Annotated in this window: 15 protein-coding genes; 5 read left to right on the top strand and 10 right to left on the bottom strand. The window is 71.5% G+C overall.

What is annotated here, in order from left to right; genetic code table 11:
- Nucleotides 1-337 precede the first annotated feature (337 nt).
- The 4 genes from OG618_RS19055 to OG618_RS19040 form a co-directional block, all read right to left on the bottom strand.
- A complete protein-coding gene (locus tag OG618_RS19055) occupies nt 338-1498 on the bottom strand; it encodes a pyridoxal phosphate-dependent aminotransferase (RefSeq protein WP_329488725.1) in 1161 nt (386 codons plus the stop codon).
- A 123-nt stretch (nt 1499-1621) separates the two neighbouring features.
- Nucleotides 1622-2185 carry a YbjN domain-containing protein gene (locus OG618_RS19050; RefSeq protein ID WP_329488724.1) on the bottom strand — a complete coding sequence of 188 codons (564 nt, stop codon included), beginning with the start codon at nt 2183-2185 and terminating at the stop codon, nt 1622-1624.
- A gap of 227 nt (nt 2186-2412) precedes the next feature.
- Nucleotides 2413-5019 (bottom strand): ATP-dependent chaperone ClpB, encoded by a 2607-nt coding sequence (gene clpB, locus OG618_RS19045; RefSeq protein WP_329488723.1) that lies wholly within the window; start codon nt 5017-5019, stop codon nt 2413-2415.
- A 105-nt stretch (nt 5020-5124) separates the two neighbouring features.
- Nucleotides 5125-6117, bottom strand: a complete 993-nt coding sequence (locus OG618_RS19040) for a LysR family transcriptional regulator (protein ID WP_329488722.1) — start codon at nt 6115-6117, stop codon at nt 5125-5127.
- 70 nt (nt 6118-6187) lie between these two features.
- Here OG618_RS19040 and OG618_RS19035 point away from each other — a divergent pair, with 70 nt between their 5' ends.
- The 3 genes from OG618_RS19035 (at nt 6188) to OG618_RS19025 (ending at nt 9955) form a co-directional block, all read left to right on the top strand.
- Nucleotides 6188-7288 carry a TDT family transporter gene (locus OG618_RS19035; protein ID WP_329488721.1) on the top strand — a complete coding sequence of 367 codons (1101 nt, stop codon included), beginning with the start codon at nt 6188-6190 and terminating at the stop codon, nt 7286-7288.
- Between the two features lie 683 nt (nt 7289-7971).
- On the top strand, nt 7972-8961 hold the full coding sequence (locus tag OG618_RS19030; protein ID WP_329488720.1) for a LuxR C-terminal-related transcriptional regulator: 990 nt from the start codon (nt 7972-7974) through the stop codon (nt 8959-8961).
- Between the two features lie 7 nt (nt 8962-8968).
- Nucleotides 8969-9955 carry a helix-turn-helix transcriptional regulator gene (locus OG618_RS19025; RefSeq protein ID WP_329488719.1) on the top strand — a complete coding sequence of 329 codons (987 nt, stop codon included), beginning with the start codon at nt 8969-8971 and terminating at the stop codon, nt 9953-9955.
- A 7-nt stretch (nt 9956-9962) separates the two neighbouring features.
- On the opposite strand, the gene OG618_RS19020 is transcribed toward OG618_RS19025, so the two are convergent.
- The gene (locus OG618_RS19020) at nt 9963-10589 is read right to left on the bottom strand and encodes a hypothetical protein (RefSeq protein WP_329488718.1); all 627 of its coding nucleotides are present in this window, start codon (nt 10587-10589) and stop codon (nt 9963-9965) included.
- Between the two features lie 336 nt (nt 10590-10925).
- Here OG618_RS19020 and OG618_RS19015 point away from each other — a divergent pair, with 336 nt between their 5' ends.
- A complete protein-coding gene (locus tag OG618_RS19015; protein ID WP_329488717.1) occupies nt 10926-11105 on the top strand; it encodes a hypothetical protein in 180 nt (59 codons plus the stop codon).
- A gap of 73 nt (nt 11106-11178) precedes the next feature.
- Here the strand turns inward: OG618_RS19015 and OG618_RS19010 are convergent, their stop codons facing one another.
- The 5 genes from OG618_RS19010 to dnaK all read right to left on the bottom strand — a co-directional run bounded on the left by OG618_RS19010 (nt 11179) and on the right by dnaK (nt 16664).
- The gene (locus OG618_RS19010) at nt 11179-12168 is read right to left on the bottom strand and encodes a helix-turn-helix domain-containing protein (RefSeq protein WP_329488716.1); all 990 of its coding nucleotides are present in this window, start codon (nt 12166-12168) and stop codon (nt 11179-11181) included.
- A 212-nt stretch (nt 12169-12380) separates the two neighbouring features.
- Nucleotides 12381-12887 (bottom strand): heat shock protein transcriptional repressor HspR, encoded by a 507-nt coding sequence (locus OG618_RS19005; protein ID WP_329488715.1) that lies wholly within the window; start codon nt 12885-12887, stop codon nt 12381-12383.
- Nucleotides 12888-12894: 7 nt separating this feature from the next.
- Complete coding sequence (dnaJ, locus tag OG618_RS19000; protein WP_329488714.1) at nt 12895-14043, bottom strand: molecular chaperone DnaJ; 1149 nt, start codon at nt 14041-14043, stop codon at nt 12895-12897.
- Between the two features lie 165 nt (nt 14044-14208).
- Entirely contained in the window at nt 14209-14829 is a 621-nt protein-coding gene (gene grpE / locus OG618_RS18995) for a nucleotide exchange factor GrpE (RefSeq protein ID WP_329488713.1), read from the bottom strand.
- Complete coding sequence (gene dnaK / locus OG618_RS18990) at nt 14826-16664, bottom strand: molecular chaperone DnaK (RefSeq protein WP_329488712.1); 1839 nt, start codon at nt 16662-16664, stop codon at nt 14826-14828. Before dnaK ends, grpE begins: the two co-directional genes overlap by 4 nt.
- Nucleotides 16665-16956: 292 nt before the next feature.
- Between dnaK and OG618_RS18985 the strand changes: the two genes are divergently transcribed.
- Entirely contained in the window at nt 16957-19182 is a 2226-nt protein-coding gene (locus OG618_RS18985) for a (Fe-S)-binding protein (RefSeq protein WP_329488711.1), read from the top strand.
- The last annotated feature ends 195 nt before the right edge of the window (nt 19183-19377 follow it).

Raw genomic sequence — 19377 nt, 5'->3', positions numbered from 1 at the left:
TGGAGATTCAGCAGCAGAGAAGCATGAATACGCCGGGTCCGTCGGTGATTTACCCAACTTTGTCAAGCATTCACCGTTTCGAGCACCCCGGCTTCCCCGCTCTGATCGAGCCGGTGTGCGACTTTGCACAGCGCGCGCCCCTCGCCCCGGTTCGCGCGCCGTGCGCGCTGCTCGCACGCCACTCATGACGCGCGCACGCCCCGGTCCCCACCGCGCCCGGCGCACGGGGCACACGAAGGACCGGGGCGGGCCCGGCGAACCTCGGCCGGGGGCAATCGTCGCTCCCGGCGGAGCAATTGACTATTCGTCAGGACGTGCGACGCGTCCCATCCGATGGTCAGAGCCGACCGAGTCGACTGACCGCCTCCTCCAGGACCTCGTCCTGCTTGCAGAAGGTGAAGCGGACCAGCGAGCGGCCGGCCTCGGTGTCGTCGTAGAAGACGACGTTGGGGATCGCGACGACGCCGCAGCGCTCGGGCAGGGCACGGCAGAACTCGATGCCGTCCTTCTCGCCCAGCGGGGTGATGTCGGTGGTGATGAAGTAGGTGCCCTCCGGTCGGAACACCCGGAACCCGGCCGCGCTCAGCCCGTCGGCGAGCAGGTCCCGCTTGCGCAGCAGATCGGCGCGGAACCCGTCGAAGTAGTCGTCGGGCAGCCGCAGGGCGTCGGCGACGGCGTACTGGAAGGGACCGGCACTGACGTAGGTCAGGTACTGCTTCGCGGTGCGGACGGCGGCGACCAGGGGCGCCGAGCCGGTGACCCAGCCGACCTTCCAGCCGGTGAAGGAGAAGGTCTTGCCGGCCGAGGAGATCGACACGGTGCGCTCGCGCATGCCCGGGAGCGCGGCGATCGGGTGGTGGGTGCCGCTGAACACCAGGTGCTCGTAGACCTCGTCGGTGACCACCAGCAGGTCGTGCTCGACGGCGAGGGCGGCGATCGCGGCCAGTTCGTCGGCGGAGAGCACCAGGCCGGTGGGGTTGTGCGGGGAGTTGAGCAGCAGCAGCCGGGTGCGCGGGGTGACCAGCGCGCGCAGTCGCTCCAGGTCGGGGCGGAAGTCCGGGGCACGCAGGGTGAGCGGGACGCGGACGGCGCCGGCCATGGCGATGCAGGCGGCGTAGGAGTCGTAGAAGGGTTCGAGGGCGATCACCTCGTCGCCCGGCTCCAGCAGCGCCAGCAGGGCGGCGGCGATCGCCTCGGTGGCCCCGGCGGTGACGAGCACCTCGGTGTCCGGGTCGAAGGCGAGGCCGCGGAAGCGCTGCTGGTGCTCGGCGATCGCGCTACGCAGCTCGGGGATGCCGGGGCCGGGCGGGTACTGGTTGCCCCGGCCCGCGAGGACGGCGTCGGCGGCGGCCCGGGCGATCTCGGCCGGTCCGTCGGTGTCCGGGAACCCCTGGCCGAGGTTGATGGAGCCGGTGGCGGTGGCGAGGGCGGACATCTCGGCGAAGATCGTCGTGCCCATCCCGGCCAGCCGTCGGTTCAGCAGCGGCCTCGTACCCATTGCGGCTCCTCACGCCTCGTCGTCGGCCCCATCCTGGGGCAGCGGGTGGCCGGGGACAAGAACGGCCCGCCGCCGGGGGTGCCGGGGCGGGCCGTGCCGCGGAGCGGAGCGGTGGCGGGAGGATCAGGCCTCGTTGGTGCCCTCGGGGGCCTCGCCCTCGCCCTCCTCGCCCTCGATCTCCTTCTGCAGGCCGAGGCGCTCGACGATCCACTGCTCGAAGCCGACGGCGGCCTGGGTCCAGTTGGCGGTGGTGGTGACGAAGTAGTCCAGGTTCACGCCGGTGCCGACGATCATCTGGGCCTCGCCGATCAGGCGGACCACGCCGTCCTCGTGCGTGTGGGTGTAGACCTTGGGCCAGAGGGTCTCGCGGTTCCACTCGTCGATGAGGTCGAGGATCTCGGCCTTGTCCTCCAGCGGGTAGGCGCGGTCGTAGAACGCGCGGACCGCGAAGAGCTCCTTCTGCTCGCCGCGGAACATGTAGTAGACGCGGAAGCCCTCCCAGGGGGCGGTGAGGTCGCCCTCCTCGTCCACGACGTGCTTGAGCTGCATCTGGTCCAGCAGCTGGGTCACCAGGGCCTGGTCCGGGACGACGATCGGCGGCGGGCCGGCCGGCCGACCTCCCTGGCCGCCGGGCTGGCCGCCCTGCGGCACGCCGAACGACGGGATGGACGACGGGTCGATGCTCATGGGGGTCCTCTTCCTCAGTGCACGTGGTGGCCGGCAATGAGAGGCCGCCCTTCCACCTCCCATCCTGCCTCATCCTGGGCCTGCCTCACAGGGGCGCCCGGGCGGCGGGCGGGCACCTGTGGATCTTGCCGGGGCCCCCGGTCGGGGCCATGGCCACCGAGGGTGAGCACGGCACCGGGCCGCCCCCTCGGGGAGCGGGGGCGGCCCGGTGCGGGGGCTGCGCAGCGCTACTTCTCCAGCGGGCCGCGGGCCCGGACGGTGAGGTGGTCGCCCTCCTCGGCCCGTTCGACCAGGACGGTGTCGCCGTCGTGCACCTGGCCCGAGAGGATGGCCCGGGCGAGCTGGTCGCCGATCGCGGACTGCACCAGGCGGCGCAGCGGCCGGGCGCCGTACGCGGGGTCGTAGCCGGTGAGCGCCAGCCAGTCCCGGGCGGCCTCGTCGACGTGGAGGGTGAGCCGGCGCTCGCCCAGCCGGGCGGCCAGCCGGGCGACCTGGAGGTCGACGATCCGGCTCAGCTCGGCGGTGCCCAGCGGCTCGAAGACCACGATGTCGTCGAGGCGGTTGAGGAACTCGGGCTTGAACGCGGCCCGCACCGAGTCCAGCACCAGCCGCTTCTTCATCTCCTCCGGGGTGGCCGGGTCCACGAGGAACTGGCTGCCCAGGTTGGAGGTGAGGATCAGGATCGCGTTGCGGAAGTCGACCGTGCGGCCCTGGCCGTCGGTGAGCCGGCCGTCGTCCAGCACCTGGAGCAGGACGTCGAAGACCTCGGGGTGGGCCTTCTCCACCTCGTCCAGCAGCACCACGCTGTAGGGGCGGCGGCGGACCGCCTCGGTGAGCTGGCCGCCCTCCTCGTAGCCGACGTACCCGGGCGGGGCGCCGACCAGGCGGGAGACGGAGTGCTTCTCGCCGTACTCGCTCATGTCGATCCGGACCATCGCCCGCTCGTCGTCGAAGAGGAAGTCGGCCAGGGCCTTGGCGAGTTCGGTCTTGCCGACGCCGGTGGGGCCGAGGAACAGGAAGGAGCCGGTCGGCCGGTCCGGGTCGGCGATGCCGGAGCGGGTGCGCCGCACCGCGTCCGAGACGGCCTGGACGGCCTCCGCCTGGCCGATCAGGCGCCGGCCCAACTCGTCCTCCATGCGCAGGAGTTTGGAGCTCTCTCCCTCCAGCAGCCGGCCGGCCGGGATGCCCGTCCAGGAGGCGACCACATCGGCGATGTCGTCCGGGCCGACCTCCTCCTTGACCATGGAGGAGGTGGCGTCCCGCTCCTCGGCGCCCTCCTGCGCCTCGGTCAACTCCTGCTCGGCGGCCGGGATCTCGGCGTACATCAGCTTGGAGGCGCGCTCGAAGTCGCCGTCCCGCTGGGCCCGGTCGAGGGCGCCGTGCAGGTCGTCGAGCCGCTCCTTCAGCTCGCCGACCCGGTTGAGGCTCTTCTTCTCCTGCTCCCACCGGGCGGTGAGCACGCTCAACTGCTCGTTCTTGTCGGCGAGATCGCGCCGGAGCCGGGTCAGCCGGTCGACCGAGGCCGGGTCGGACTCCTTCTCCAGGGCCAGCTCCTCCATCCGCAGCCGGTCGACGGCGCGCTGGAGCTCGTCGATCTCGACGGGGGAGGAGTCGATCTCCATCCGGAGCCGGGAGGCCGCCTCGTCGACCAGGTCGATCGCCTTGTCGGGCAGGAAGCGCGAGGTGATGTAGCGGTTGGACAGGGTGGCGGCGGCGACCAGGGCGGCGTCCGAGATCTGCACCTTGTGGTGCGCCTCGTACCGGCCCTTGAGTCCGCGCAGGATGGCGATCGAGTCCTCCACGCTGGGCTCGCCGACCAGCACCTGCTGGAACCGGCGCTCCAGGGCCGGGTCCTTCTCGATCCGCTCGCGGTACTCGTCCAGCGTGGTGGCGCCGACCATCCGCAGCTCGCCGCGGGCCAGCATCGGCTTGAGCATGTTGCCCGCGTCCATCGCGGAGTCCCCGCCGGCGCCCGCGCCGACCATGGTGTGCAGCTCGTCGATGAAGGTGACGACCTGGCCGTCGCTCTGCTTGATGTCGTTCAGGACGGCCTTCAGCCGCTCCTCGAACTCGCCGCGGTACTTGGCGCCGGCGACCATCGCGCCGAGGTCCAGCGCGACCAGCCGCTTGCCGCGCAGCGACTCCGGCACGTCACCGGCCACGATGCGCTGGGCCAGGCCCTCGACCACGGCGGTCTTGCCGACACCGGGCTCGCCGATCAGCACCGGGTTGTTCTTGGTGCGCCGGGAGAGCACCTGGACGACCCGGCGGATCTCCTGGTCGCGCCCGATGACCGGGTCGAGCTTGCCGTCCCTGGCGGCCTGGGTGAGGTCGGTGCCGTACTTCTCCAGGGCCTTGTAGGTGCCCTCCGGGTCGGGGGAGGTGACCCGGCCGCTGCCGCGGACGTCCTTGAACGCGGCGAGCAGGGCCTTCGCGGTGGCGCCCCGCTGGGCGAGCAGGTCGGCGACCGCGCCGCCCTCGGCGGCCAGGCCGACCATCAGGTGCTCGGTGGAGACGTACTGGTCGTCCAGGTCCTCGGCGCGCTTGCCGGCCTCGGTGAGCACGGCCAGCGTGTCGCGGGCCAGCTGGGGCGCGGCGACGGTGGAGCCCATCGCGCGGGGCAGTCCGGTCAGCAGCCGGCGGGCCTCGGTGTCGATCCGGGTCGCGTCCGCGCCGACCGCCTTGAGCAGCGGCCCGGCGATGCCCTCGGGCTGCTCCAGCAGGGCGATCAGGATGTGCACCGGCTTGACGTCCGGATTCCCCGCGGCGCCGGCCTGCCGGATCGCGGCGGACAGGGCGTCCTGCGTCTTGGTGGTGAACTTGCTGGCGTCCACTGCTGGGGTGTCCTCCTCGCTGATGGCGAACTGCTTCGTACGGGCGGCGGCCCCCGGCCACCGGCCCTGCTGAGTACAGCATGCACTAAGTTGAGTCTATTCCGCTCAACCTTCGGATGAACGCTTGGGGTGCCCGGAGACGGTGTACCGGTCGAGCCGCGGCGCGGGCTGCCAGCCGCTGCGGACCGACGGCCCGGTCCGCCGGGTCAGTACCAGCAGCTCCCGGGCCGGCCCGCCCGGCCGGTGGCCGGCCGGCCATACCGCGCGCAGCGGCCGCCGCAGGTCCAGCCCCTCGGCCAGCGGCACGGCCACCAGCCGCCGGGTCGCCAGCTCCTCCGTCACCGCCAGCTCGCTCAGGCAGACCGGTCCGGCGCCGGTCATCGCCGCCGCCTTCAGCGCGGTCGACGAGGCCAGCTCCAGCCGCGGCTTGGCGGCGCCGCCGAACGGCGCCAGCGCCATCTCCAGGACCTCCCGGGTGCCCGACCCGGCCTCGCGCAGCACCAGCGGGGTGGCGGCCAGCTCGGGGCCGGTCACCGGGGAGCGGCGGCGCGCCCAGGGGTGGCCGGGCGCCACCACGACCACCAGCCGGTCGGCGGCCACCACCGCGCCGGCCAGCCCCGGCGGGGTGGACGGGCCCTCGACGAAGCCGAGGTCGGCCTCGCCGGCCAGCACGTGCCCGGCGACGTCGGAGGAATTGGCCGTCCGCAGGATCACCGCCGTGCCCGGGCTGCTGTCGTGCAGCGCCAGCAGCCAGCCCGGCATCAGGTACTCGGCGACGGTCAGGCTGGCCACCACCACCAGCCGGGCGTCCCGCCGCTCGCGCAGCGCGTCGATCCCGGCGTCCAGCGCCTGCGCCGCCTCGACCACGTGCCGGGCCCACTCGACCACCAGCAGCCCGGCCTTGGTCGGCCGGGAGCCGCGCGGGGACCGTTCCAGCAGGGGGACGCCGATCTGTCGCTCCATGCCCTTGATCCGGGCGCTCGCCGTCGGCTGGCTCACGCCCAGCTCGGCCGCCGCCCGGCCGACGCTGCCCAGTCGTGCCACCGTGAGGAGCAGTTCCAGGGCGCCGAGCTCGGGGACGTGCGGGGAGAGAGCCATAGACTCAGGCTATGCCCTCATAGGTCGGTGGGCGCTACCGGTGGCCGGGGGCGGACGGCACGGTGGTTCCATGGCCATCCTCACCGGCGTCCGACCGCTCACCCGCACCGCCCGCTTCGACCTCGCCCAGCTCGGTCCCAACTGGTACGCGGCGGTGATGGGCACCGCGATCGTCGGCAACGGCGCGGCCGCGCTGCCCGTCCGGCTGCCGGGGCTGATCGGCTTCGGCGAGCTGATGTGGGCGCTCGGGGCGGTCGCGCTGCTGGTGCTCGTCCCCGCGCGGGTGGTCCACCTCCTCCGGTACCGCGCCGAGGCCCGCGCCCACCTGCTGGACAACCCGGCCACCGCGGTCTTCTACGGGTGCCCGCCGATCGCCATGCTCTCGGTCGGCCTGGGCACCCTCACCCTCGGCTCGCGGGTGATCGGCACCGGCCCGGCCGTCGCGCTGGACGCGGCGCTCTGGGGCATCGGCACGCTCTATGCCCTGGCGGTCGCGGCCGGCGTCCCCTACCTGATGATCACCCGGCACGCCGTCTCCCCGCTGGAGGCCAACCCGACCTGGCTGCTGCCGGTGGTCGCGCCGCTGGTCGCTTCCGCGACCGGTCCCGCGCTCGTCCCGCACCTGCCGACCGGCACCGCGCAGCAGAGCCTGCTGTACGGCTGCTGCGCGCTGTTCGGGGTCGGGCTGCTGGCCATCCTGGCGCTGCTGCCGGTGGTACTCACCGGGCTGGTGCACAGCAAGCTGTCCGCCCTGGTGCTCACCCCGTCGCTCTTCCTGGTGCTCGGCCCGCTCGGCCAGTCCACCACGGCCGTCCACCAACTCGCTGACGCCGCACGCCCGGTGGCGCCGGAGCTGGCACCGGTGGCGCTCGCCCTCGCCGAGCTCTACGGGGTCGCGGTGCTCGGGGTCGCGATGCTCTGGCTGGTCATCGCCACCGCGGCCAACCTGCGGGCCCGCCGGGCCGGGATGCCCTTCACGATGACCTGGTGGGCCTACACCTTCCCGGTCGGCACCTGCGTCACCGGCGCCTCCGCGCTCGCCCGGCACACCGGTTTCGCCGGGTTCACCGGCCTCGCGGCCGGGCTCTTCGTCCTGCTGGCCGCCGCCTGGGCCGTGGCGGCCGGCGGCACCGCGGCCGGGCTGGCCGGCGGCAGGCTGCTGGCCCGCTAGCAGAGCCGTCACGTTAGCGGCAAGAGCAGTCACGATGAGTGACCGGAGGGCAGAGGGGGATTCCGTGAAGGGATCGTGCAGGATCAGCGAAGGCTGCCCGATGGGGCAGTCCGGATTCGGAGCGCCCCGCTCCGCAGCCGACTGAACGGACGGTCGCCGCCCGCCCCGCCATCGCCCTGACCTGGCCTTCCTTCCCCGACCCCGGTGGTCCGCCCGGGGGCCGCCACGGATTCACGGTGCAGGTTCCTGCAATTGCGAAAACATGCAGTCGGGCGGCACTTGTTCACCGGCCGTCACGCTGTGATGGTGGAGACACGCCAAGCCGTCCGGGCGATCGCAGCCCGATGGTGGTGACTTGCTCTTCGATACTGGATGCGAGAGGTACGTCCGTACCTGCATATCGGGGGGAAGAGCGCCGGCCGGGACGCCATGTGTGGTGATGGTCCCCGGGACCGGAACCGGCGAGGCGTTGCTGCTCCGCCTCGCCGGGAGCGCCCTGGGATTGGCGTGCTACCGGCGACCCCCGGGAAACCCGTGTGCGACGGCACCCGGTCCCCGGGGGTCCGCCGGTCGGCAGTACCGTGATCGCGTGCGGCGCGCGGTACCGCGACCACGATCGACCCGTGCGGGGGGCACGCGCGGCACAGGCAGATCCGAGACCCATCCGGCAGGGAGTGTTCGAGGTGACGGCGGATCCGACGGCCGCCCCGGGCACCAGCGCGCCGGGCGGTGAGCCCGACGAGGCGGCCCGGCAGCTCTACCTGGCCGTCCTCGCCCGTGGCGGCCGCGTCCCCGCCGCCGACGTCCCCGAGTCCGACCGGGCCGCGCTGCGGCTCCTGGTCGACATCGGCCTGCTGATGCCCAACCCGATGGACGCCTGCTACACCGCCGTCAGCCCGCGCTCGGTCAGCGACCGGCTCGGCGCCGAACTGCGCAGCGAGGCCACCCGGCTGCTGGTCCGCGCCGAGAACCTGCCCGGCGCGCTGGACACCCTCACCCGGGCGTACGACGCGATGCCCCGCCCGCCCGAGCGCTCCGGCGGCGCCGTCTACATCGAGGGCCACGTCCACATCCGCCAGCGCATCTCCCAACTGGTCGCCGACTGCCGGACGGAGGTCCTCACCGCCCAGCCGGGCCACCGCCCGGCCGACGCCCTGAAGATCGCGCTCCTCCAGGACCTCCGGCTGCTGCAGCGCGGCTGCTCGCTGCGCACCGTCTACCAGCCGGTCGCGGTCTCCGACCCGGCCGCGCTCGCCTACGCGGACGAGGTCACCCGGCACGGCTCGCAGATCCGGATCCTGGACGAGCCGTTCCAGCGCCTGTTCGTCTTCGACCGCTCGGTCGCGGTGATCTCCGCCAACGAGGACCACAGCACCGCCGCCTTCATCTCCGACCCGGCCGCGATCGCCTTCCTGGTCGGCGCCTTCGAACGCGACTGGGCCCGGGCCGACCCCACCGACTGGGCCGGCACCCTCGCCCGGGGCGTCGCGCAGGAGGCCCCCGACCGGGTCGGCCGACTGCTCGCCAAGGGCCTCACCCAGCGCACCGTCGCCACCCGGCTGGGCCTCAGCGAGCGCACCGTGGCCGCGCACATCTCCCGGCTGCGCGAGCGCCACGGCGCGCAGACCCTGTTCCAGCTCGGCTGGCTGATGCGGGGCGGCCGCGATGACTGACGCCGCGATGACTGAGGCCGCGATGACCGAGGCCCCGCTGCCGGACGCCGACGCCCGCGAGCTGTACCGGACCATCCTGCGCGAGGGCGGCCGGCTGCCGATCGCCGAGGTGAGCGCCCAGGACGCCCGGTCGGTCCGGCAGCTGACCGACGTCGGGCTGCTCACACCGCGCTACGCGGACGGCGTGTACAGCGTGGTGAACCCGCGTGCCGTCGGCGAGCGGATCGGGGCCGGGCTGCGCGAGGAGGGGGCGCGCCTGCTGGCCCGGGCTGCGCTCGTCCCGGAGCTGATCGACGACCTGACGAAGGCCTACGACGCCGCGCCCGGCCGGGAGGACCGCACCGGCGGCGCCCGGCGGATCACCGGCATGGGGCAGATCCGCCACCTGATCTCACAGCTCGCCGACGAGCACCACCGCGAGGCCTGGGCGGCCCAGCCCGGCGGAGCCCGGCCGGCCGCCCACATGCGGGACGCGCTGGAGCACACCCGCCGCTACCTCGCCCGCGGCGGCACCATGCGCACGATCTACGAGGCGAGCGCCCGCCTCGACGCGCCGACGGTCGAGTACGCGGCGGCGTCGGCCCGGCTCGGCAGCCCGATCCGCACCCTGGCCGCGCCGTTCAGGCGGGTGCTGATCTTCGACCGCAGGGTGGCGCTGATCCCGGCCGCGCCGGACAACACCAGCGCGGCCCTGGTGGAGGACTCCGCGACGGTCGCCTTCCTGGTGGACGTGTTCGAGCAGCAGTGGCGCCAGGCGGAGGGGGTGAACTGGTCGGCGCTGGCCGCCGGCGCCACCGAGCCGGCGGTGCACGACCAGATCGGCCGGCTGCTGTCGCAGGGGCTGACGCAGCGGACGATCGCCGGCCGGCTGGGGCTGAGCGAGCGGACGGTGGCCGGTCACATCTCGCGCCTGCGCGAGCTCTACGACGCGGAGACGCTCTTCCAGCTCGGCTGGCAGATGCGGGGAGCCCGGCCGGGGGAGTCCGATGGGTGAGCCGGGGTCAGCCGGTCGCCGCGCCGGTCGGCCAGTAGCCGGTCGGACCGACCACCGGGGGCTGCTGGCGCGGGATGCTGAACTGGTCGCCGGGGGCGGTCCAGAAACCCTCGCGCAGCGAGAGCGCCATGCCGGCCCAGTCGAGGGCGGTCTCCACGGTGTGGTGGAGGGCCTCCTGCGACCAGGTGTCGTCGAAGACCAGCGGCAGCACCGGGGCGACCTGCTCGATGGTGGCGATCAGCGGGTTGTGCGTGATCGCCTCGTCCACCAGCAGGACGATCGGCTTGCGCAGCGCCGACGCCCAGCCCAGCTCCAGGCTCACACCGGCGGAGAGCGGCGCACCGACGTAGGCGAAGACCAGGTCGGCGGACTGCAGCGCCCGGAAGTCCGACGGCACCCGGGGCTCGGGGGCCCGGCCGGCAATCGTCCAGGCGTCACTGTGGTGGGCGCTGTACACGGCGGCACCGCTGCGCAGGAGCGTGGTGCGAAGTGTCGTCAGCCGCGTCCGGCTGGCCAGGGTCACCACGCTGTCCGCCGGGCCGGTCAACCGCATCAGCGGCGCGGCCAGGAACACACGTGCACGCCGGCCCTCGGGGGCCTGGCTGTCGTGGTGACGCAGGTAGGGCTCGGTCATGTCGACTCCGGGGGAAGGCCGACCGGATTGGGGGACGGTGCCGGCAGGCGTTGAGAGTAGTTGCTGCTTCAGGTGGATCCAGTGCCCTGTGGTGAGGAAGAATTGACCGTACAGCAACAGGTTTTTGACCTGGTGCTGGACCATCGGGGGCGAACTGATCGTCTATCAGTGGTCACGCTCGCGTCCAGGTTTCTGCCCTGTCATCTGGCTGCCTGGCAGGGAGATGACGCCGCCGGGGGACAACGGGGAGGTGACACCACAACTCGGCGTGCGGCATCATGTGGACTCCAGTGCTATTAGTTCGGCTAGAGCAACTTTCGGAAAGGGAGTGGGCTGGTGTCCCGTATGTCCAGGCTTGTGCGCAAGGTCGTGCTTCCGATTGCCATCGCGGCCGGAGCTTTGGCCGGTGTCTGCGTCCTGTCAAACGGTACGCAGCCGCAGGTGGACGCAGGTGCCGGGGATTCCCGCGCCAAGGCCGCCGTTTACCTCGTCGCCAATGACATGAACTGGGGCTGACCGCTCCCTGTCATAGCGGACGTTCGAGTGCCGAAAGGCTCCAGGCGCGGGCGCCCGCCGCCGTTCGGGGCCCTCACTCCGGCCGGTGCTGCGCGGCCCGGCCGAGGACGTAGCCCAGCTGGAACAGGGAATCGACGTTGTAGTCCTCCCGCATCTCGGCGATATGTCGCGCCAGCGTGCGCTCGCTGATGCCGAGTCTGCGGGCGATGACCCGATGGTTCGTACCGGAAAGAAGCAGGTCGATGATCGTCTGGCGCAGCCGGGAGACCACCTGCTGCGGGACGGTGGTGTCGCCGTCGAACTCCAGCGCCCGGCCCCAGTTCCGCTCGAATACCTCTTCCACCAGATATTTGATGACCGCCGGATCGTGGATGAAAGCGGCCAGGTCGTCATCGCCCACCGGAATTACCGCGAGCCGCCGGTCGACAATGATGAGGCGGGCATAGGGCTCGTCCAGGGTGCGAAACTGATAACCCTCCTTCGCCAGCCGGGACACGTATTCGCGGGTGGGCTGGTGGTATCGGGTGCTCGCGTTGTAGATCGTGCGCATCGAAGCGCCCTGCTGCAGGCTCTTGAGGTCCCGTTCCATTCCCGCGGCGAGCAGCTCGGGCGGGCGGGGGCCGCCCGGCTGCATGGCGAGGCCCTCGGTCATCCCGGTGGCCATGCATTGCTGGAGGCGCTGATTGATGAGCGCTTTGCCCTGGACGTATTCGATGGGGCCGCCCGACTGGTCGGGGCTGTGAAAGGCGTCGGCCAATTCGCTGAGATCGGCCGGCAGGGCGACCGCGCGGGCCAGCAGGTCGAGGGCCTGGCGCTGCCAGGCGGAGCTCAGGCTGAAGGAGAGCTGGGCCGGGTCGACCGCGATGAGCGAGCCGGGTTCGTCACTGTCCGGAATGAGCAGACCGAGGTCCATGAGCTCGCGGAGCGCGGCGGTCTCGCCCGGGCCGGCGCCGATTGTCAGCCGGCCGTTGCCGTGGACGGTCCTGAGATAGAGCGAGCGGGCGTCGGCAGACAGTATTCGCGATCCGCCACCTGCGGAACCGGGCTGCTCTCGCCCACTCATCTTCGGCTCCCTGTCGTCGACCGGACAAGTAGTCAACGTTCTAAAGTCGGTTGTACCAGGCATCCTAGGTCGCGGTCACGGCCGGTAAGGACTGCCACCGACAGCTCTGCCTGCCAGGGGCACGCTCCGGTCCAGCACTCTCTCACAGACGACCGAGCCGCCGGCACCCCCCGATCAGGAGGGAGCCGGCGGCGGGTGCCGTGGTGGCGGGGTTACCGCTTGGGGCGCCAGACGACCAGTGCGCTGGACTGGCTCGGCGGCTGGTAGGGGACGAGATCCCGCCGGTAGGAGGCGTGGACGGCGGCCTCGCGCTGCTGGAGCGCGGAGGCGGCGCCTTCGAGCGAGTCGACCAGCTCGGTGATCCGCGACTGCAGTGCGGTGACCTGGTTCTCCAGCTCGATGATCCGCTTGATGCCGGCGAGGTTGATGCCCTCGTCCTGGGACAGCCGCTGCACCTCGCGCAGTTGCTGGATGTCGCGGCTGGAGTAGCGGCGGCCGCGGCCCGCGGTGCGGTCGGGACAGACCAGGCCGAGCCGGTCGTACTGGCGCAGGGTCTGCGGGTGCAGGCCGGAGAGCTCGGCGGCGACCGAGATCACGTAGACCGGGGTGTCCTCGGTGAGGACGTAGTGCGGCGGCGGTGCCGCACGGCGGGCACGCGGGGCGCCGCCGGGCAGGCCTTCGCCGATGCCGGGCCCGATCGGGCCGCTGTCGGGGGTCATCTGGTCGTCACGCTCCCTTCGCCGCCTTGAAGAGGGCGGCTCGCGGGTCGTCGGAGGCGGTGGCCTCGCGGTACTGCTCCAGGGCCGTCAGCGCGTCGCCGGTGACGTGCTGGGGCACCACGACCTCCACGGTGACCAGGAGGTCGCCCCGGGTGCCGTCCTTGCGGGTGGCGCCCTTGCCGCGGGCCCGCAGGGTGAGGCCGTTGGCGCTGCCCGGGGGCAGCCTGAGCTTCACCGAGGGGCCGTTGAGCGTCGGTACCTCGATGGTGCCGCCCAGAGCGGCTTCGGGGAAGGTCACCGGCACGGTCACCGTCAGGTTGTCGGCCTTGCGCCCGAAGACCGGGTGCGCGTCGACGTGCACGGTGACGTAGAGGTCGCCGGACTGGCCGCCGCGCTCGCCCTGGGCGCCCTTGCCCTTCAGCCGGATGCGCTGGGCGTCCTGGACGCCGGCCGGGATCCGGACCTGCATGGTGCGGGCCGAACTGGCCCGGCCGCTGCCGTGGCAGTCGGCGCACGGGTCGTCGACGATCATGCCGCGGCCGCGGCAGTCCCGGCACGGCTCGGACAGCGCGAAGGCGCCCTGGCCCCGGCTGACGGTGCCGGCGCCGACGCAGGTCGGGCAGACCCGCGGGGTGGTGCCGGCCTTGGCGCCGGTGCCGCTGCAGGTGCGGCAGGCGGCCTGGCTGGTCATCCGCAGCGGGACGGTCGCGCCGTCCACCGCCTCCTCGAAGGAGAGCGTCACCTCGGTCTCGACGTCCGCGCCGCGCCGCGGCTGGGCCTGCCGGCCGCCGCGGTTGAACAGGCCGCCGAAGACGTCGCCGATCCCGCCGCCGCCGGCGCCGCCGCCCTGGCTGCCGCTGAAGAGGTCGCCGAAGTCGAAGCTGTAGCTGCCCCCGCCGGGCCCGCCGGAGCGGAAGCCGCCGTTGGCGAAGAGCGTGCGTGCCTCGTCGTACTCCTTGCGGCGCTTCTCGTCCGACAGGACGTCATAGGCCTCGGAGATGTCCTTGAAGCGCTCTTCGGCCTTGGCGTCGCCCGTGTTCGCATCGGGGTGGAACTCGCGCGCCAGCTTGCGGTACGTCTTCTTGATCTCGGTGGCGGAGGCGTCCTTGGGCAGGCCGAGGACCTTGTAGTAGTCCTTCTCCACTCGCTCGCTCATGGCTGCCGCCACCTCCCGGAGTCAACAGGTAGGGATCCGGCGCGGGTGGGCCCGCCGGCCACGGATCCACCGGACTCCCCGCCGCGGGGAACCGGGTCAACGGATACGGCGCTGCGGAGCCGGCCGCCGTACTGGCCGGCGTACGACTCCGCAGCGCACGGGGTGTCAGCTGTCCGCGCCACCGTCAGCCTTGTCCGACTCCGCGGACTTCGCCGACTCGGCGTCCGGCGCGGAGGTGGTCTGGGTGCCCGGCTGGGGCTCCGCGACCGCCACCATCGCCGGGCGGATGATCCGCTCGCCGATCCGGTAGCCGGGCTGGAGGATCTGGACGCAGGTGTCCTCGGTGACGTCCGAGGAGTAGCTGTGCATCAGCGCCTCGTGCATGGTCGGGTCGAAGGGCTCGCCCTCCTTGCCGAACTGCTGGAGGCCCAGCTTGGCCACGACCGTCTCCAGCGACTCGGCGACGGACTTGAAGCCGCCCGTCACCTCGCCGTGCTCGCGGGCCCGGCCGATGTCGTCCAGCACCGGGATCAGGGACTCCAGGATGTTGGAGACCGCGATCTCGCGGACCGTCAGACGGTCCCGCTCGACCCGCTTGCGGTAGTTCTGGTACTCGGCCTGAAGGCGCTGGAGGTCGGCGGTCCGCTCGGCGAGCTGCTTGGCGGCGGCGTCGCCCGCGGCACCGGTGGTGTCACCGGCTGCCGCGGCCTCCTCGGCGGCCTCGATCACGGCCTCCTCGGCGGCGGAGTCGTCGCCGGGCTCAGCACCCTGCGGCTTCTCCGTCATGCCGCACCGCCCTTGGGCTTCTCGTCGTCCACGATCTCGGCGTCGACGACGTCGTCGTCCTTGGCGCCGGCGGCGTCACCGGCCGGCGCGGCACCGGCGGCGTCGGCGTTGGCGTAGAGCGCCTGGCCGAGCTTCTGGGCGGTGGTGGAGACCTTCTCGGAGGCCTCGCGGATGGCCGCGATGTCCTCGCCCTTCAGGGTCTCCTTGAGCTCGCCGATGGCGGTCTCGACCTCGGTCTTGACGTCGGCCGGGAGCTTCTCCGCGTTGTCCGCGATGAACTTCTCGGTCGAGTAGACGAGCTGCTCGGCCTGGTTGCGGGTCTCGACCGACTCGCGGCGCTTGTGGTCCTCCTCCGCGTACTGCTCGGCCTCGCGCATCATGCGCTCGATGTCGTCCTTCGGCAGCGCGGAGCCGCCGGTGACGGTCATCTTCTGCTCCTTGCCGGTGCCGAGGTCCTTGGCGCCGACGTGCATGATGCCGTTGGCGTCGATGTCGAAGGTGACCTCGATCTGGGGCAGGCCGCGGGGGGCCGGCGGGAGACCGGTCAGCTCGAACATGCCGAGCTTCTTGTTGTACGCGGCGATCTCGCGCTCGCCCTGGTAGACCTGGATCTGCACGGACGGCTGGTTGTCCTCGGCCGTGGTGAAGATCTCCGAGCGCTTGGTCGGGATCGTGGTGTTGCGCTCGATCAGCTTGGTCATGATGCCGCCCTTGGTCTCGATGCCGAGGGACAGCGGGGTGACGTCGAGCAGCAGGACGTCCTTGACCTCGCCCTTGAGGACACCGGCCTGGAGCGCGGCGCCGATCGCGACGACCTCGTCCGGGTTGACGCCCTTGTTGGCGTCCTTGCCGCCGGTCAGCTCGCGGACGAGCTCGGCGACGGCGGGCATCCGGGTCGAGCCGCCGACCAGGACCACGTGGTCGATCTCGGACAGCGCGATGCCGGCGTCCTTGATGACGTTGTGGAACGGGACCTTGCAGCGCTCCAGCAGGTCGGAGGTGAGCTGCTGGAACTGGGCGCGGGTGAGCTTCTCGTCCAGGTGCAGCGGGCCCTCGGCGGAGGCCGTGATGTAGGGCAGGTTGATCGAGGTCTCGGAGGACGAGGACAGCTCGATCTTGGCCTTCTCGGCGGCCTCGCGCAGACGCTGGAGGGCCATCTTGTCCTTGGACAGGTCCACGCCGTGGCCGGCCTGGAAGACCTTGACCAGGTGGTCGACGACCTTCTGGTCCCAGTCGTCACCACCGAGGTGGTTGTCACCGTTGGTGGCCTTCACCTCGACGACCCCGTCGCCGATCTCCAGCAGGGACACGTCGAAGGTGCCGCCGCCGAGGTCGAAGACCAGAATGGTCTGGTCGTCCTTGTCCAGGCCGTAGGCCAGGGCGGCCGCGGTGGGCTCGTTGACGATGCGCAGGACGTTGAGGCCCGCGATCTCACCGGCCTCCTTGGTCGCCTGGCGCTCCGAGTCGGAGAAGTAGGCCGGGACGGTGATGACGGCGTCGGTGACCGTCTCGCCCAGGTAGGCCTCGGCGTCCCGCTTCAGCTTCTGCAGCACGAAGGCGCTGATCTGCTGGGGGTTGAAGTCCTTGCCGTCCAGGTTGATCTTCCACCCGGTGCCCATGTGGCGCTTGACCGAGCGGATGGTCCGGTCGACGTTGGTGACCGCCTGGCGCTTGGCGACCTCGCCGACCAGCACCTCGCCGTTCTTGGCGAAGGCCACGACGGACGGCGTGGTCCGCGCACCCTCGGCGTTCGTGATGACGGTGGGTTCGCCACCCTCAAGGACGCTGACGACCGAGTTCGTCGTACCGAGGTCGATGCCGACCGCGCGTGCCATCGTTGGTACCTCCACGGAAGAGTTGAGCTTTACAGGCTCAAGGATGCACGACTCGGCGGAGGGCGTCAACAGCTATGAGTCCCAGCGGCTCAACTTTGCTGAGCCGAAAATCGCGCCGACCCGCCGGAAGGCGTGGTGCGCCGGGCTCGCGTGACTGCCGCCATACCTTGAGCATCTTCTGGAGGAGTGTTGACGGGCGGTAATGTCCGGGCCGTCGGCCCGGCAAGTTACCGACGAGTACACTCGCACGCGTAGAAACTCTCACCAGGAAGCCGCAGGAGACGGAGAGCCGATGCAGCTAGCAGCGATCGTCATCTCGCTGGTCACGTTTGTGATCGGCACCGCGCTCGCCGCCCGTGCGGCGATGTACATCTTCAGGGTGGTGCGGACGGGTCAGTCCGACCCCACCAGATTCGGCGTGCCCGCCCAGCGGGTGAAGACCGTGGCGGTCGAGTTCGTCGGCCACACCAGGATGAACCGCTGGGGCGTCGTCGGCATCGCGCACTGGTTCGTCGCGGTGGGCTTCTTCACCCTCGGCCTCACCCTGCTGACCGCCTTCTTCCAGCTGTTCGACGCCGAGTTCGTGCTGCCGGTGCTCGGCGGCTGGCTGCCGTACGAGCTCTTCACCGAGCTGGTCGGCACGCTGACCACGCTGGGCATCGCGACCCTGATCGTGATCCGGCTGCTCAGCCTGCCGTCGCGGTCCGGCCGCAAGTCCCGGTTCGCCGGCTCGATCGCCTGGCAGGCCTTCTACGTCGAGTACACGATCCTCGGCATCGGCCTCTGCATCATGATCCTGCGCGGCCTGGAGGGCGCGCTGGAGAACGTCGGCTCGTACGAGGCGAAGTACCTGATCTCCTACCCGCTGGTGCTGGCCTTCAAGGGCCTGGCGCACGGCACGCTGGAGAACCTGATCTACCTCTTCGCGATGCTGAAGATCTGCATCTCCTTCGCGTGGGCGATCACCATCGGCATCAACCCCTCGATGGGCGTGGCCTGGCACCGCTTCCTCGCGTTCTTCAACATCTACTTCAAGCGCGAGGAGGACGGCGGCACCGCGCTCGGCGCCCTGCGGCCGATGACCAGCGGCGGCGCCCCGATCGACTTCGAGGACCCGGCCGACGACGCCGTCTTCGGCGTCTCCCAGGTCGAGCACTTCTCCTGGAAGGGCATCCTCGACTTCTCCACCTGCACCGAGTGCGGCCGCTGCCAGTCGCAGTGCCCCGCCTGGAACACCGGCAAGCCGCTCTCGCCCAAGCTGCTGATCATGAGCCTGCGCGAGCACGCCTTCGCCAAGGCGCCGTACCTGCTCGCCGGCGGCGGCAAGGACATGGAGGGCGAGGAGCGCGCCACCGCCGAGCAGCTGGCCGGTGTGCCCGCCGAGGCGCTCGCCGAGGCCGAGCGCCCGCTGATCGGCACCGCCGAGGAGGGCGGGGTCATCGACCCCGACGTGCTCTGGTCCTGCACCACCTGCGGCGCCTGCGTCGAGCAGTGCCCGGTGGACATCGAGCACATCGACCACATCGTCGACATGCGCCGCTACCAGGTGATGATCGAGAGCTCCTTCCCGACCGAGGCCGGGACGATGCTCAAGAACCTGGAGAACAAGGGCAACCCGTGGGGCATGGCCACCAAGGCCCGCCTGGACTGGGTCAAGGAGCTGAAGAAGGAGACCGGCATCGAGGTGCCGGTGATCGGTGAGGACATCGACCCCGCCGAGGTCGAGTACCTCTACTGGGTCGGCTGCGCCGGCGCCCTGGAGGACCGCGCCAAGAAGACCACCAAGGCCTTCGCGGAGCTGCTGCACACCGCCGGCGTGCAGTTCGCGATCCTCGGGAAGGAGGAGTCCTGCACCGGTGACTCCGCCCGCCGCCTGGGCAACGAGTTCCTCTTCCAGATGCTCGGCGCGCAGAACGTCGAGACCCTGAACGCGGCGCTGGAGGACGCTCCGAAGAAGCGGATCGTCGCCACCTGCCCGCACTGCTTCAACACCATCGCCAACGAGTACCCGCAGCTGGGCGGCCACTTCGAGGTCATCCACCACACCCAGCTGCTGCAGCACCTGATCGACGAGGGCAAGCTCGTCCCGGTGAACCCGGTCGAGGGCCTGATCACCTACCACGACCCCTGCTACCTGGGCCGGCACAACAAGGTCTACAGCCCGCCGCGCGAGATCATGGACAAGGTCCCCGGTCTGCGCCAGCAGGAGATGCACCGCCACAAGGAGCGCGGCTTCTGCTGCGGCGCCGGTGGCGCGCGGATGTGGATGGAGGAGCGCATCGGCAAGCGGATCAACACCGAGCGCGTGGACGAGGCGCTGTCGCTCAACCCCGACATCGTCTCCACCGCCTGCCCGTTCTGCCTGGTGATGCTCTCCGACTCGGTCAACGGGAAGAAGAACGAGGGCGCGGCCAAGGAGCACCTGAAGGTGGTCGACGTCGCCCAGCTGCTGCTCGACTCGGTGAAGGCACTGCCGCCGGCCGAGCCGGCGGAGCCGGCGGAGACCGTCGACGCCTGACCGGTGACGGTCGGCCCGGTGCCTCCGGCCCGAGGGCGGCCGGCCCGGGCCACGACCGCCCGGCTGTTCGACAGTTCTGCTACAACTGCCCGGCCCGGTGGGTGCGACGAGCGCCCGCCGGGCCGGGCTTTTCGCCGGGCTCCGGTGCGGCTCGCACCCGGTTTTCCACCGGACTTGGCGCGGCGTTCTCCGGAG

The organism is Kitasatospora sp. NBC_01246, from assembly GCF_036226505.1.
Taxonomy (GTDB): Bacteria; Actinomycetota; Actinomycetes; order Streptomycetales; family Streptomycetaceae; genus Kitasatospora.
The sequence above is the reverse complement of the archived record's forward strand: the minus strand, read 5'-3'. Positions and strand labels throughout refer to the sequence as shown.

Excerpts from the sequence above, each read along its gene's own strand:
- OG618_RS19055 (WP_329488725.1), bottom strand. The coding sequence starts at position 1,498 with ATGGGTACGAGGCCGCTGCTGAACCGACGGCTGGCCGGGATGGGCACG.
- OG618_RS19050 (WP_329488724.1), bottom strand. The coding sequence starts at position 2,185 with ATGAGCATCGACCCGTCGTCCATCCCGTCGTTCGGCGTGCCGCAGGGC.
- OG618_RS19040 (WP_329488722.1), bottom strand. The coding sequence starts at position 6,117 with ATGGCTCTCTCCCCGCACGTCCCCGAGCTCGGCGCCCTGGAACTGCTC.
- OG618_RS19035 (WP_329488721.1), top strand. The coding sequence starts at position 6,188 with ATGGCCATCCTCACCGGCGTCCGACCGCTCACCCGCACCGCCCGCTTC.
- OG618_RS19025 (WP_329488719.1), top strand. The coding sequence starts at position 8,969 with ATGACTGAGGCCGCGATGACCGAGGCCCCGCTGCCGGACGCCGACGCC.
- OG618_RS19020 (WP_329488718.1), bottom strand. The coding sequence starts at position 10,589 with ATGACCGAGCCCTACCTGCGTCACCACGACAGCCAGGCCCCCGAGGGC.
- OG618_RS19010 (WP_329488716.1), bottom strand. The coding sequence starts at position 12,168 with ATGAGTGGGCGAGAGCAGCCCGGTTCCGCAGGTGGCGGATCGCGAATA.
- OG618_RS19005 (WP_329488715.1), bottom strand. The coding sequence starts at position 12,887 with ATGACCCCCGACAGCGGCCCGATCGGGCCCGGCATCGGCGAAGGCCTG.
- dnaJ (WP_329488714.1), bottom strand. The coding sequence starts at position 14,043 with ATGAGCGAGCGAGTGGAGAAGGACTACTACAAGGTCCTCGGCCTGCCC.
- grpE (WP_329488713.1), bottom strand. The coding sequence starts at position 14,829 with ATGACGGAGAAGCCGCAGGGTGCTGAGCCCGGCGACGACTCCGCCGCC.
- dnaK (WP_329488712.1), bottom strand. The coding sequence starts at position 16,664 with ATGGCACGCGCGGTCGGCATCGACCTCGGTACGACGAACTCGGTCGTC.
- OG618_RS18985 (WP_329488711.1), top strand. The coding sequence starts at position 16,957 with ATGCAGCTAGCAGCGATCGTCATCTCGCTGGTCACGTTTGTGATCGGC.